The organism is Amnibacterium kyonggiense (assembly GCF_004364555.1).
GTDB classification, from domain to species: Bacteria; Actinomycetota; Actinomycetes; order Actinomycetales; family Microbacteriaceae; genus Amnibacterium; species Amnibacterium kyonggiense.
In genome coordinates this window covers 1,560,948-1,574,844 of the sequence record NZ_SOAM01000001.1, presented here as the reverse complement: position 1 = coordinate 1,574,844, position 13,897 = coordinate 1,560,948, and the positions used below count along the sequence as shown (strand labels likewise).

Annotated in this window: 9 protein-coding genes; 4 read left to right on the top strand and 5 right to left on the bottom strand. The window is 73.7% G+C overall.

Going from position 1 to position 13,897, the window contains the following annotated elements; genetic code table 11:
• The first annotated feature begins 48 nt into the window (after window positions 1–48).
• Genes glgX through treZ form a run of 3 tightly spaced genes read left to right on the top strand, consistent with a single transcriptional unit; the run spans window position 49 to window position 6,348 of the window.
• The gene (gene glgX / locus CLV52_RS07905) at window positions 49–2,271 is read left to right on the top strand and encodes a glycogen debranching protein GlgX (protein ID WP_133765668.1); all 2,223 of its coding nucleotides are present in this window, start codon (window positions 49–51) and stop codon (window positions 2,269–2,271) included.
• 10 nt (window positions 2,272–2,281) lie between these two features.
• A complete protein-coding gene (treY, locus tag CLV52_RS07900) occupies window positions 2,282–4,603 on the top strand; it encodes a malto-oligosyltrehalose synthase (RefSeq protein WP_133765667.1) in 2,322 nt (773 codons plus the stop codon).
• Window positions 4,600–6,348: a malto-oligosyltrehalose trehalohydrolase gene (treZ, locus tag CLV52_RS07895; protein ID WP_246018013.1), complete on the top strand. Its 1,749-nt coding sequence runs from the start codon at window positions 4,600–4,602 to the stop codon at window positions 6,346–6,348. Before treY ends, treZ begins: the two co-directional genes overlap by 4 nt.
• A gap of 71 nt (window positions 6,349–6,419) precedes the next feature.
• Here treZ and CLV52_RS07890 read toward each other — a convergent pair whose 3' ends face one another.
• Window positions 6,420–7,757: an MFS transporter gene (locus CLV52_RS07890; RefSeq protein ID WP_162850751.1), complete on the bottom strand. Its 1,338-nt coding sequence runs from the start codon at window positions 7,755–7,757 to the stop codon at window positions 6,420–6,422.
• A 60-nt stretch (window positions 7,758–7,817) separates the two neighbouring features.
• Between CLV52_RS07890 and CLV52_RS07885 the strand changes: the two genes are divergently transcribed.
• On the top strand, window positions 7,818–9,014 hold the full coding sequence (locus tag CLV52_RS07885) for an NAD(P)/FAD-dependent oxidoreductase (protein ID WP_133765665.1): 1,197 nt from the start codon (window positions 7,818–7,820) through the stop codon (window positions 9,012–9,014).
• Window positions 9,015–9,086: 72 nt separating this feature from the next.
• Here the strand turns inward: CLV52_RS07885 and CLV52_RS07880 are convergent, their stop codons facing one another.
• The 4 genes from CLV52_RS07880 to dinB are packed head-to-tail and all read right to left on the bottom strand — an operon-like array spanning window position 9,087 to window position 13,771.
• Window positions 9,087–9,707, bottom strand: coding sequence for a class F sortase (locus CLV52_RS07880; RefSeq protein ID WP_246018043.1), 621 nt, complete (start codon window positions 9,705–9,707; stop codon window positions 9,087–9,089).
• Window positions 9,708–9,754: 47 nt separating this feature from the next.
• The gene (locus tag CLV52_RS07875) at window positions 9,755–10,597 is read right to left on the bottom strand and encodes a DUF4397 domain-containing protein (protein ID WP_133765663.1); all 843 of its coding nucleotides are present in this window, start codon (window positions 10,595–10,597) and stop codon (window positions 9,755–9,757) included.
• A gap of 52 nt (window positions 10,598–10,649) precedes the next feature.
• Window positions 10,650–12,605 carry a hypothetical protein gene (locus CLV52_RS07870; RefSeq protein WP_133765662.1) on the bottom strand — a complete coding sequence of 652 codons (1,956 nt, stop codon included), beginning with the start codon at window positions 12,603–12,605 and terminating at the stop codon, window positions 10,650–10,652.
• Window positions 12,605–13,771 carry a DNA polymerase IV gene (gene dinB / locus CLV52_RS07865; RefSeq protein WP_133765909.1) on the bottom strand — a complete coding sequence of 389 codons (1,167 nt, stop codon included), beginning with the start codon at window positions 13,769–13,771 and terminating at the stop codon, window positions 12,605–12,607. Before dinB ends, CLV52_RS07870 begins: the two co-directional genes overlap by 1 nt.
• Between the last annotated feature and the right edge of the window lie 126 nt (window positions 13,772–13,897).

Here is a 13,897-nt window from a genome sequence, read left to right as displayed (position 1 = left end):
CCGCCGATACCCTCGTCGCCGTCCACGCCCCCGACCCTTGGAGCCGCCGTGCAGTCCTGGCCCGGAACCGCCTATCCCCTCGGAGCCACCTTCGACGGGACGGGCACGAACTTCGCCCTCTTCTCGGAGGTCGCGGAGCGGGTCGAGCTCTGCCTGTTCGAGGAGGACGGCACCGAGACGCGCGTCGACCTCGTCGACGTCGACGCCTACGTCTGGCACGGCTACCTGCCGCAGATCCAGCCCGGACAGCGCTACGGCTTCCGCGTCCACGGGCCGTACGACCCGGCGAACGGGTGCCGCTGCAACCCGAACAAGGTGCTGCTCGACCCGTACGCGAAGGCGACCGTCGGCGCCTACGACTGGGACCAGTCCCTGTTCTCGTACACGTTCGGCGACCCCGACTCGACGAACGACGAGGACTCGGCCGGCAAGGTCATGCTCTCCGTCGTCGTCAACCCGTTCTTCGACTGGGGCGGCGACCGCCCGCCGAAGACGCCCTACAACGAGACGCTGATCTACGAGGCGCACGTGAAGGGCCTCACCTACCGGCACCCCGACGTGCCGGAGGCGGAGCGGGGCACCTACGCGGGCCTCGCCAACCCGCACGTCATCGAGCACCTGCAGAAGCTCGGCATCACGGCGATCGAGCTGATGCCGGTGCACCAGTTCGTGCAGGACTCGACGCTGCTCGAGAAGGGCCTCCGCAACTACTGGGGCTACAACACGATCGCGTTCTTCGCGCCGCACAACGAGTACGCATCCGCGGGGCAGCTCGGGCAGCAGGTGCAGGAGTTCAAGTCGATGGTGCGGGCGATGCACGACGCGGGCATCGAGGTGATCCTCGACGTGGTCTACAACCACACCGCGGAGGGCAACCACCTCGGCCCGACCCTCTCGATGCGCGGCATCGACAACGCCGCGTACTACCGCCTCGTCGACGACGACAAGCGGTTCTACATGGACTACACCGGCACGGGGAACAGCCTGAACGTGCGGCACCCGCACGCGCTGCAGCTGATCATGGACTCGCTCCGGTACTGGGTCACGGAGATGCACGTCGACGGCTTCCGCTTCGACCTCGCCGCGACGCTCGCCCGCGAGTTCTACGAGGTCGACCGACTGTCGACCTTCTTCGAGCTCGTGCAGCAGGACCCGATCGTCAGCCAGGTGAAGCTGATCGCCGAGCCGTGGGACATCGGCCCCGGCGGCTACCAGGTCGGCAACTTCCCGCCGCAGTGGACGGAGTGGAACGGCAAGTACCGCGACACGGTCCGCGACTTCTGGCGCGGCGAGCCGTCGACCCTCGGCGAGTTCGCGGCGCGGCTCACCGGATCGGCGGACCTCTACGAGAACGACGGCCGGCGGCCGGTCGCCTCCATCAACTTCGTCACCGCGCACGACGGCTTCACCATCCGCGACCTCGTCTCCTACAACGAGAAGCACAACGAGGCGAACGGCGAGGGCGGCAACGACGGGGAGTCCCACAACCGCTCGTGGAACGGCGGCGTGGAGGGCGAGACCGACGACCACGCCGTGCTCACCATCCGGGCGAAGCAGCAGCGCAACCTCATCGCGACCCTGCTGCTCAGCCAGGGCGTGCCGATGCTGCTGCACGGTGACGAGCTCGGCCGCACCCAGGGCGGCAACAACAACACCTACGCGCAGGACAGCGACATCGCCTACGTCCACTGGGACCAGGCGGACGCGCCGCTGATCGAGTTCACCGCGGCGGTCTCGCGGCTCCGCAAGGAGCACCCGGTCTTCCGCCGCGCCCGGTTCTTCGACGGCCGCCCGCAGCGCCGCGAGGAGGGCGCGCCGAAGCCCGACATCGAGTGGCTGCGGCCCGACGGCTCGCCGATGCAGCCGGAGGACTGGGACAGCGGCTTCGGCCGCGCGGTCGGCGTGTACCTGAACGGCGAGGGCCTCCGCGACCGGGACGCCCGCGGCGAGCGGGTCACGGACGTCGACTTCCTGCTCTACTTCAACGCCGATCCCGACCAGGTGAAGTGCAAGCTCCCTGCGAAGACGTACGGAGCCTCCTGGGACGTCGTCGTGGACACGAGCGCGCACAACACCGACCGTGGTCCACTGCGTGCGGGCAACCAGCTGCCGCTCCAGGGGCGCTCGCTGGTCGTGCTCCAGGCCCATCAGGACCTCGAGACCGAGCCCGATCACTCGGTGGCCGCATCGCTGGCCGTGCTCGCGAACGCCCAGGCGACCGGGCAGGCCGCTGCGCAGGTCGCCTCCGATCTCAAGCCCGACAAGAAGTAGGACCTGCCTCGTGACCGATCCCCGGCCCGCTCCCGTCTCCACGTACCGCGTCCAGGTGCGCGCGGCGTTCGACCTCCACTCGGTGGCCGAGCTCACCGACTACCTCGCCGACCTCGGCGTCGACTGGGTCTACCTGTCGCCGCTGCTCGAGGCCGAGCCCGGCTCCGACCACGGCTACGACGTCATCTCGCACGAGCGCGTCGACCCGGCGCGCGGCGGTGACGAGGGCCTCGTCGCGGCCGCCGCGGCGGCGCACGGCAAGGGCCTCGGCGTGCTCGTCGACATCGTGCCGAACCACATGGGCGTCGCCACGCCCGCGAAGAACGCGTGGTGGTGGGACGTGCTGCAGCACGGCCGCGGGTCGCGCTACGCCGACGCGTTCGACATCGACTGGGACTTCGGCGGCGGCAAGCTCCGCATCCCCGTGCTCGGCAGCGCCGATGACCTCGACGCGCTGCAGGTGCAGGGCTCGGAGCTCGTCTACTACGACAACCGCTTCCCCGTCGCGCCCGGGACCGTCGACGACGGTGCCGACGCGAGGACCGTCCACGAGCGGCAGCACTACGAGCTCGTCGACTGGCGGCGGGCGGACGACGACCTCAACTACCGCCGGTTCTTCGCGGTGAACACGCTCGCCGGCATCCGGGTGGAGCTCCCGGAGGTCTTCGACGAGTCCCACCGCACGATCGTCGGCTGGATCCGCGACGGGCTCGTCGACGGGCTCCGCATCGACCACCCGGACGGCCTCGCGGACCCGAAGGGCTACCTCGACGCGCTCGCGGCGGCCACCGGGGGTCGCTACGTGCTCGTCGAGAAGATCCTCGAGGGCGACGAGCCGCTGCCGGACGACTGGGCGACCGCCGGCACGACCGGCTACGACGCGCTCGGCGACTTCGACCGCGTGCTGATCGACCCTGCGGGCGAGGGCCCGCTCACGGTCCTCGCGGCGCGGCTCGACGGCCCGACCGACTGGAAGGCGCTGATCCACGACACGAAGCGCGAGGTGGCGGACGGCATCCTCCGCTCTGAGGTGCTTCGGCTCGTCCGCACCGCGACCGACGCCGCCGGCGACACCGACCCCGAGCGCCTCGCCGACGCGATGGGCGAGCTGCTCACCTGCTTCCCGGTCTACCGGTCCTACCTCCCCCGTGGCGTCGAGGCCCTCGACACCGCGGTAACGGAGGCGAAGCGGCACCGCCCCGACCTCGCCCCCGAGATCGACGTCGCCTCCCGTCTGCTCCGCGACCCGTCGACGGCGGTCGCGCAGCGGTTCCAGCAGACGAGCGGCATGGTGATGGCGAAGGGCGTGGAGGACAGCGCCTTCTACCGCTCCACCCGGCTCGGCAGCCTGACCGAGGTCGGCGGGGAGCCCGACGACTTCGCCGAGTCCGTCGAGCGGTTCCACGCCCGGCAGTCGCAGCGGCAGGACGCGTGGCCGACCGCGATGACGACCTTGACGACGCACGACACGAAGCGCGGCGAGGACGTCCGCGCCCGGATCGACGTGCTCTCGGAGCTGCCGAAGGAGTGGAGCGACGCGATCACCACGCTGGAGCGCATCAACGGCTTCGGCGACCCGACCTTCGCGAACCTGCTCTGGCAGGCCGCCGTCGGCGCGTGGCCGATCGAGCGCGACCGGCTGCAGGCCTACGCGGAGAAGGCCTCCAAGGAGGCCGGCGTTTCCACGACCTGGACCGACGGCGACGAGGCGTTCGAGGCGCGTCTCCGCGACGCCGTCGACCGCGTCTACGACGACGAAGCGGTCGCGGAGCTCGTGGAGCGCATCGCGACGCGGCTCGACCCGGCCGGCTGGTCGAACGGGCTCTCGATGAAGCTGCTGCAGCTCGCGGCGCCCGGCGTGCCGGACGTCTACCAGGGCAGCGAGCTCTGGGAGCAGAGCCTCGTCGACCCGGACAACCGGCGCGCGGTCGACTTCGCGCGGCGGCGGGAGCTGCTCGCCGAGATCGACGAGGGCGCGCTGCCCGCCATCGACGAGACCGGCGCCGCGAAGCTGCTCGTCGTCGCGAAGACGCTGCGCCTCCGCCGGGACCGTCCCGAGCTGTTCACCGGGTACACGCCGCTCACGGCGACCGGTGCGGCCGCCGAGCACCTCGTCGCGTTCGACCGCGGGGGCGCCATCGCGCTCGCGACCCGCCTGCCGATCGGCCTCGCCGAGCGCGGCGGCTGGGGCGACACCGTCGTCGACGTCGGCAGCGCGCCGGTCGTCGACGTGCTGACCGACCGCGAGTTCCAGGGCGGCGAGCTGCGCGTCGCCGACCTGCTCGAACACTACCCCGTCGCGCTGCTCGTCGAGGTCGGAGGAAAGCCGTGACCGTCCCCATCCGCCACCCCCTCGCCGTCTGGGCGCCGAAGCCCGAGCGGCTCCGCCTGCGCCTCGGCGACGAGACGCTGCCGATGACCCGGGCGGAGGACGGCTGGTGGACGCCGGACGGCGTCGACGAGGTGCCGGCCGACGCCCGGTACGGCTACCTCGTCGACGACGAGCGCACGCCGCGTCCCGACCCGCGGTCGCGCCGGCAGCCCGACGGCGTCCACGGGCTGTCCCAGCGGTTCGACCCGACGGCGTTCGGCTGGACCGACCATGCGTGGACCGGCCGCCCGCTCGCCGGCGGCGTGATCTACGAGCTGCACGTCGGCACCTTCACGCCCGACGGGACGCTCGATTCGGCGATCGACCGGCTCGACCACCTCGTCGACCTCGGGGTCACCCACGTCGAGGTGCTCCCCGTGAACGCCTTCAACGGGCGCTGGAACTGGGGCTACGACGGCGTCCTCTGGTACGCCGTGCAGGAGACCTACGGCGGCCCGGAGGCGTACCAGCGGTTCGTCGACGCGGCGCACGCGCGCGGGCTCGCGGTCATCCAGGACGTCGTCTACAACCACCTCGGCCCCTCCGGCAACTACCTGCCGGAGTTCGGCCCGTACTTCTCCGAGGGCGGCGCGAACACCTGGGGCACGTCGATGAACCTCGACGGCGCCGACTCCGACGAGGTCCGGCGGTACATCGTCGACAACGCGCTGATGTGGCTGTCGGACATGCACGTCGACGGCCTCCGGCTCGACGCCGTCCACGCGCTCGTCGACCACCGGGCGCAGCACGTGCTCGAGCAGCTCGCCGAGGAGACGGCGGTGCTGTCGGCCCACCAGGGCCGGCCGCTGACGCTGATCGCCGAGTCGGACATGAACGACCCCCGGCTCATCACCTCGCGCGAGGCGCACGGGTACGGGCTCGACGCGCAGTGGAGCGACGACTACCACCACGCGCTCCACGTCGCGCTGACGGGCGAGACCACCGGGTACTACGAGGACTTCGAGGGCCTGTCGGTGCTCGCCCGCGCGCTCACCCACGGGTTCGTCCACGACGGCACGTACTCGTCGTTCCGGGAGCGGCACCACGGCCGGCCCGTCGATCGGCTGACCATGCCGACGAGCCGGCTCGTCACCTTCGCGCAGGACCACGACCAGATCGGCAACCGCGCGGCGGGCGACCGGCTGTCGCAGACCCTCGCCCCCGCCCGGCTCGCGGTCGGCGCCGTGCTGAACCTCCTCACGCCCTACACGCCGATGCTCTTCATGGGCGAGGAGTGGGGCGCGTCGACGCCGTGGCAGTTCTTCACCTCCCACCCCGAGCACGACCTCGGTGAGGCGACCGCGAAGGGCCGCATCGAGGAGTTCGCGAAGATGGGCTGGAACCCGGACGACGTGCCGGATCCGCAGGACCCGGCCACGTTCGAGCGCTCGAAGCTCGACTGGGCGGAGGTGGGACGCGGACACCACGCGGAGCTGCTCGACCTCCACCGCAGGCTCATCGCGCTGCGCCGGTCGCAGTCGGACCTGACCGACCCGCGGTTCACGACGACGGAGGCCGCGGCCGACGACGAGGCGGGCGTGCTCGTGCTGCAGCGCGGCGGGGTGACGATCGCGGTGAACCTCGGCGCGGCGGAGGTCGCGGTGGCCGTCGACGGCGCGCTCGAGCTCGCGACCACCGACGGGGTCGCGCTGTCGGGCGGCAGCCTGACCCTGCCGCCGGACAGCGCGGCGGTCGTCGTCGCCTGAACGGATGTCGCTCCGGATTCCTGCCGCTCCGATGCGACCCGGACGGCTGGAATCCGGAGCACCTCGCGGGGTCAGGAGCGCGGACGCGCCGGGCCCCTGACCGACGCGAGGCCGATCGCCATGACGAGGGCGATGGCGGCCGCGACGAGGTCGGCGACCGTCGTGCCCGCCGCACCACCGACCACCCCGGCCAGCACGACGAGGCCCGCGACCCCGAGCGCGGTGCCGAGCTGCGCGGCGGTGTTCACCACGCCGGCGGCGCCGCCGACGAGCCCGGCGGGCACATCGGTGCCGATCGCCGTGGCGGGCACGGACGCCGCGCCCAGCCCGAGGCCCATAACGGAGCCGGCCACGACCGTGCCGGGCAGGGAGGCCGCCGCAGCGGCCAGGCCCGCGTCACCGGCCGCGATGCCGGCGAGCCCGAGCGCGGCGGCCCGCCTCGGCGCGAGCGTGGCGCCGATCCGGGGCGCGGCGAGCGAGCCCAGGACCGCGCCGACGCTGATCGGGAGCAGCGCGAGGCCGGCGACGAGCGGGGGCGCGCTCAGCGCCGTCTGGAGCTGGATCGTCGCCAGCACCGCGACGGCGCTCGTGGTGGCGGTGTTCACGAACGCCGTCGCCGCTCCGGTGCGCAGATTGCGGTCGCGGAAGCCGCCGCTCGGCAGCAGCGGTGCGGTCGTGCGCCGCTGCTGGGCGACGAGCGCCGCCGCGACGACCAGCCCGCCGAGGACGAGGAGGCCACCGAGCGACCGGCCCTCCGCCCGCTCGGCGAGCGAGGCGCCGAGCACGACGCAGGCGACCGCCGTCACGAGCAGGAGCGCGCCGAGCGGGCCGATCCGCTGCGACCGGTCGACCGGCCTCGGCAGCGGCGCCGTCAGCGGGATCAGCGCGACGAGGAGCACGACGGCGACGGGCCCCGCGATCCAGAACACGGCCTGCCAGCCGGCGGCCTGCGTGAGCAGCCCGCCGACGAGGAAGCCGCAGGCGCCGGCGACCGCGCCGGCGGCGCTCCACAGGCCGACCGCCCGCCGGCGGAACGGATCGCGCTCGGCGACGGCGAGCAGCAGACGGAGCGCGGACGGCACCGTGACCGCGGCCGCCGCGCCCTGCAGCGCGCGGGCCAGCACGACGAGGCGGACGTCCGTCGCGAAGGCGGCCGCGCCCCCGATCGCCCCGAACGCGGCGACGCCGGCCAGGACCAGCCGCCGGGCACCGACCCGGTCGCCGATGCGCGCCCCGACGACGAGCAGGCCGCCGAACGCCGTCGCGTAGGCGCTGCCGATGAGCGCTGCGGCGGAGCCATCCGCGTCGAGCGCGCGCACGATCGTCGGGATCGCCGTCGTGGCCGAGGTGACCCCGAGCACGTCGACGAACTGTACGAGGCAGAGCACGGCGACGGTGAGGCGGGCCACGACGTCGACCGTACGGCGCACCTGGGACGCCGCCTCAGGCTGCCCTGCCAAGGTGCAGGGGTGACCAGGTACGAGTACGTGATCGTCGGTGGCGGCATGATCGCCGATGCGGCGGCGAAGGGCATCCGGGAGCTCGATCCCGACAGCGCGATCCTCGTCCTCGGGGACGACCCCGACGAGCCCTACACGCGACCGGCGCTGTCCAAGCTGATCTGGATCGACGACTCCTTCACCGAGGAGAAGCTGCCGCTCGGCACGTCGTCGACCGGCGCGGAGGTGCGCACCGGGGTGACCGTGGAGTCGATCGACCCGGAGGCGAAGACCGTCACGGTCGAGGGCGAGACGATCGAGTACGGTGCGCTGCTGCTCGCGACGGGCGGCTCCCCGAAGACGATCGACCTGCCCGCGGGCGACCGCGTCATCTACTTCCGCACGTTCGCGGACTACCGGCACCTCCGTGCGCTCGCGGACGACCGGCCCCACGTCGCCGTCGTCGGCGGCAGCTACATCGGCACGGAGATCGCCGCCGCGCTGGTGCAGAACGGGTGCCGGGTCACGCTCGTCACGCCGGACTCCGTGCTACGCGAGAAGGTGCTCCCCGCCGACCTCGCGGAGCGGTTCCAGGGCTGGTTCGAGGACGCCGGCGTCGAGATCGTCCCGGACACCCGGATCGCGTCCGGCACCGCGACCGACGACGGCGTGGTCCTCACGACGGAGGGCGGCGCGACGATCGAGGCGGACGTCGTCGTGCTCGGCCTCGGCATCACGCCGAACACGGAGCTCGCGGAGGCCGCCGGCCTCGTCGTCGAGGACGGCGTGGTCGTCGACGAGCACCTGCGGACCAGCAACCGGTCCGTCTACGCGGCGGGCGACGTCGCCAGCTACCCGGACGCGATCCTCGGCCGGCGCCGCATCGAGCACGTCGACAACGCCCGCAAGCAGGGCCGCGCGGTGGGACGTGCGATGGTCGGCGACGAGACGCCGTTCACCTACACGCCGTACTTCTACTCCATGGTCTTCGGCCACCGGTACGAGGCGGTCGGCACGCTCGACTCGTCCCTCGAGACCGTCGCCGCGTGGGCGGAGCCGGGTGAGAAGGGCACGGTCTACTACCTCGACGGGGAGGTCGTGCAGGGCGTGCTGCTCTGGGGCAACTCCTCCGACGCGGAGCCGGACGCCCGCGACGGCGCGAAGGAGGCCCTGGCAGAGCCGACCCGCTTCTCCCGGGAGATCCTCAGGACCAGAACCCTCGCCTGATCCGGGGCGGCGGCAGCTCGAGCGATGGTCTCGAGGCTCCGCATCGCTCCGCACCTCGATGAGCGGGTCGACTCAGCTCTTCAGCGTCGCGAACACCACGAGGTTGTCCGTGTAGCTGTGAGCCACCGGGTCGAAGGGCTCGCTGCAGGTGATGAGGCGCAGCTGCGCGTCCGGCGTCGGCCCGTAGACCTGGTCGCTCGGGAACAGCGCCTTCTTCACGACGTGGCTGCCGTCGACGGCGAACCGCAGCGTCCGGCCGTCCGACATCCGGACCTCGATGAGGTCGCCGGGACGCAGCTGCTTCAGATGCTCGAACACCGCCGGGCCGAGGATCGTGTCGAGATGCCCGACGATCACGGCGGCGCCGGTGTCGCCCGGGACGACGCCCTTCGCCCACCACCCCGCCTGGTCCGCGTACTCGGGGGCGACGAGCACGCCGCGCGCATCCTGGTGCAGCCGCTCGAGCGAGGAGTCGACGCCGAGCTCCGGGATCAGCACCCGCATGGGCACGGCCGTGCTCCTCGTCGGCGGCTGCGACACGACGGGCTCCTGGAAACCGTCGGTGCCGCCGCGCGCCGTGCGCCGCTCCGCCGCGGTCATGGCGGCGATCCGTGCGGACTCGTCCGCCGCCTGCTCCGCCACGGCCCGCTGCTCGACGACGCCGCGCCAGGTCAGTGCGGCGCCGCCGCCCATCGCCAGCACGAGGGCGACGAGGGCGGCGACGAGCCGTGCGCGGCCGGTCAGGAGCCGAGCACCTCGCGACGACGGCGGGCCATCGCGCCGAACGCGATCGCGCCGCCCGCGGCGGCCATCGCGGCGAGCACGAGCGCGACCTCCGAGGTGCCGTCGGCGAGGCCGCCGCCGCCCGCGGCGAGCGACCCGACCGGCGTCTCCGTCGCGGCGGCGCTGTCCAGCGCCGGCGAGACCGTCAGGTCCCCCTTGGAGTCGTCGATCACGAACAGCGTGTGCGCGCTGCCCGCCGCGAACTGCTGCGTGACGGTCTGCGTGTCCGAACCCGCGCTGAGGTCGATGGCGGTCGAGCCGGCCTTCACCGTGGCGTACTTCGACACGTCGCCGAAGGACGCGTCGCTCGCGACCGTCGTCGAGCCGGCCTTCGCATCGACCGTCTTGTGCGTGACCGAGGCCTGGACGATGCGCACCCGCGCGTCGTCACCGCTGACCGTGTTCAGGTCGTCGGTGAAGACGGTGGTCTTCAGGTCGTCGTTCTTGCCGATCGCCGCGAGGGTCTCGGCCTTGCCCGCGGTGATCTTGACCGAACCGCTGACGACGGGCGTCGCGTTCGGGTCGTTCTCCCCCGCCGGCACCATCGCGAGGGCGTAGGTGCCCTGCGGCAGGCGCATGTACTTCGACACCGCGCCGTAGCCGACGTTCTGCAGGCGGAACAGCGTGACGTCGCCGGACAGGCTCGACAGCGTGATGTTCACGGCGGCCGTGTCCGGGGACATGTGGGCGAGGCGCACCCACCCGTCGCGGGACGCGGCGGAAGCGGGCGCGGCGGGCAACGCGACGGCCAGGAGGGCGGCGGCGAGCGCTGCGAACAGGGGTCGGCGGATTCGGATCATCGAGCGCAGAGTATGGCCCCTCCTCCTCGACGTCCGCAGGGAACGGCAGCGTTCAGCCGCTCGGGACGAGGTCGGGCGCCGGGCGGAACGCGGCCGTGATCCCGTCGTCGCTGGCGTCGATGGACTTCGTCGCGAAGTCGCCGCGGAGGTCGGAGAGGAACCGCAGCAGCACGCCCGTCTTCGTGCCGTCGGTCGGCACCGCCCGGCCGTCGATGGCCTTGATCGTCACCGTGGTCCGGATGCCGGAGGTGTCGCCCTGGGCGGTGCCGAAGCCGCTGATCGCCACGCTGTGCGCCGTGACGAACTGCGCGAGGACGAGCACGATGCGGGTGTCGACGTCGCCGGCGAGCAGCCGGGCGCGGTCCTGGCCGTCGACCTGCACGCGCGGGTTCTCGGCCAGCTGCGTGCCCGCCTGCTTCCGGACCTCGGCCGCCCGTCGGCCCGCAGCCGTGGTGGGCGCGGCGGGCGCGGTCGCGGTGCCCGTCTCCCGGACGGCGCGGACGGACATCGCGGCATCCCCGCGGCCGAAGGTCGCGACCTCGAGGGAGCGGCCGAGCACGCTCGCCGCGGCGCCCGTGCGGTCGGGCGGCAGGGACGCGTCGGCGACGACGTAGTCGGCCCGGCTCCAGGGGACGGAGCTCGGCACGTCGGTCGTGCCCGCGGGGCCGCCGTACCAGCCGATCGTCGCCTTCGTCGTCCCGACGAGGTCCGGGTAGGCGCCGAGGCCCACGAGCACCGTCTGCCCGGCGGGCACGCTGCTGTCGATCCACCGTTCCGCCTGGGCGACCGGCTGGTCGGCGCCGCGGACGAGGCCGCCGAGGCCGACGAGCCAGGCCGTGATCCCGACGACGAGGAGGGCACCGACGCCCGTCAGCCACGCGGAGCCGAGCACGCTGCGCACGAACGTCGGGTGCCCCAGGGCCGAGACGCCCACGTCGACCGACCGGGCGAGCACGGCGGCGGCCGCGGGCAGCAGGAGGACGAGCGGCGTCACCGCGTCGCCGCCGAGCGGCCACACGGCGGCGGCGAGCGTCACGGCGAGGAGCACCACGGGCCCGCGGCCGCGGCCGGCGATCGCCGTCAGCACGGCGGCGGCGAGGACGAGCAGCAGCGCGAGCGGGTCCGTCGCGATCCAGGTCGCGAAGGCCGCGGCGCCCAGGGTCGGGGCGGAGCCCTGCGCGGCGGTGAGCGCGTCCAGGCGCGCGGTCGCGGCACCCGCGGGCAGGGCCGCGGTGACGGCCATGGCGACCGCGAGCAGGACGGCCGCGACCCCGAACCCGAGCCCGACGGCGAGCACCGGCCGGACCCAGGCACCGCCCCGCCGCGCGCGCTCCGCGGCGAACCGGACGACGAGCAGGGCGGCCAGCGCGACGGCGGGGATCGCGAGGACCGGCGCGGACGCCACCGCGACCGCGGCCGCCGCACCGCCCGCGATCCGGCCGGTCCGGGTTCGGCCGAGCGCGAGGCCGGTGCCGAGCAGCAGCCAGCACGCCCCGAACGTCGTCGCGGACACCGTCGCATGCGTGACGACCGCGATCGGCGCGATCGCGAACACGGCGGTCGCGAGCCCGGCCGCGACGCCGCCGGCGCCCGCGCGACGCAGCACCCACCAGAGCAGGACCGCCTCCACGACCGCGAGCAGCAGCACACCGCCGTGCGCGGCGGCGAGCACGCTCTGCGCCTGGCCGCCCTGCAGACCGCGCACGAGCAGCCCGAGCTGCAGCCGGCCGAGGGTCGGCGCGGTGAGCCACGACGTGGTGCCCGCCAGCGCGCCGGGCTCGGTCGCCAGCCATGCGCCGGCGAGGTCGAACCGGGCCGCGCCCGACGGCACCCGCTGCGCCACCGGGCTGAGCGACTGCACCAGCACGAGCAGCACGACGGGCGGCAGCAGCGAGAGGACGGGCGTCAGCACCCGGGCGGCCCGCCCGACGGGTCGCGGGATCGCGAACCGCGACGCCGAGCGGTGCCGCGACGTGCCCCTGCGACGTCCCTGGGCCTCGATCGCCATCAGCCCTCGCTGTCGGCGAGGCGCTCGCGGTCGACCGGGCGCTCCAGCAGCGCCGCCGGCAGCACTGCACCCCGGCCGAAGCGCAGCGCGGCGCGGTCCGCCGCGGTCTCGGCCCCGCGCCACTGCTCCTGGTCGCTCCACAGCCCGAGCAGCTCGTCCTCCGCCCGCACGAGCTGCTCGCCCCGGGTGCCGAGCAGCCGCACGGCCCGGCCGCGGAGGTCCGCCGCGTCGAGCAGCTCGACCGTCTGCTCGTGGATCCGCCGCGCCAGGTCCGTCGCCTCGGGCAGCGTCCTCGACCGGGTGATCGTGGTGAAGTCGGCGAACCGCACCTTCAGCGACACCGTCCGCGCCCGCCAGCCGCCCTTGCGGAGCCGCACCGCCACCCGGTCCGCCTGCTCGAGCAGCTCGCGCTGCAGCGCCCCGAGGTCGCTGATGTCGGTGCCGAAGGTGTTCTCGTGGCCGATGCTCTTGTCGGTCCGACTGGTGCTGACGTGCCGCGCGTCCCGACCCCAGGCGAGGTCGTGGAGCTTCCCGCCGGCCGCGGGCCCGACCCAGCCCTCGAGCACCTGGCGGGGCGTCTCGGCCAGGTCGCGGACGGTGCGGATGCCGCGCCGCTCGAGGTTCTCGCGGGTCGCCGGGCCGACGCCCCAGATCGCGCCGATCGGCAGCGGGTGGAGGAACTCGAGCGTCCGCTCCGGCGGCACGACGAGCAGCCCGTCGGGCTTGGAACGGGTCGAGGCGAGCTTCGCGATGAACTTCGTGGCACCGGCGCCGATGCTGCAGGTCAGCCCGGTCTCGCGGCGCACCCGCGCCCGCAGGTTGGCGGCGATCCGCGCGGGCGGCCCGAACAGCCGGACCGCGCCGGCGACGTCGAGGAACGCCTCGTCGATCGAGAGCGGCTCGACGATCGGCGTCACGTCGTGGAAGATCCGCATCACCTCGGCGGACGCGTCCCGGTACTTCTCGTAGTGCGGATGCAGGACCACGGCCTGCGGGCAGAGCCGCATCGCCCGCGCCACCGGCATCGCGGACCGGATGCCGAACCGGCGCGCGGCGTAGTTCGCGGAGCTGACGATGCCGCGGCCGCCCTCGTGCCCGATGATCACCGGGCGGTGCACGAGCTCCGGGTGCTCGAGCAGCTCGACCGACGCGAAGAACGCGTCCATGTCGACGTGGAGCACGGTGGCGCGCGAGCTGTCGACGTCGGCGGCCGAGACCTGCCGCTCCCCCTCGCCGCCCTTCGCCGTCACGGCGCCATTCTCCCGGTTCCCACCGACGCCCGCGTGACCGGG

Bases quoted from the DNA above. Each gene is read 5' to 3' on its own strand.
- CLV52_RS07870 (WP_133765662.1), bottom strand. From the start codon at position 12,605: ATGGCGATCGAGGCCCAGGGACGTCGCAGGGGCACGTCGCGGCACCGC.
- CLV52_RS07875 (WP_133765663.1), bottom strand. From the start codon at position 10,597: ATGATCCGAATCCGCCGACCCCTGTTCGCAGCGCTCGCCGCCGCCCTC.
- CLV52_RS07880 (WP_246018043.1), bottom strand. From the start codon at position 9,707: ATGGGCGGCGGCGCCGCACTGACCTGGCGCGGCGTCGTCGAGCAGCGG.
- dinB (WP_133765909.1), bottom strand. From the start codon at position 13,771: ATGGACGCGTTCTTCGCGTCGGTCGAGCTGCTCGAGCACCCGGAGCTC.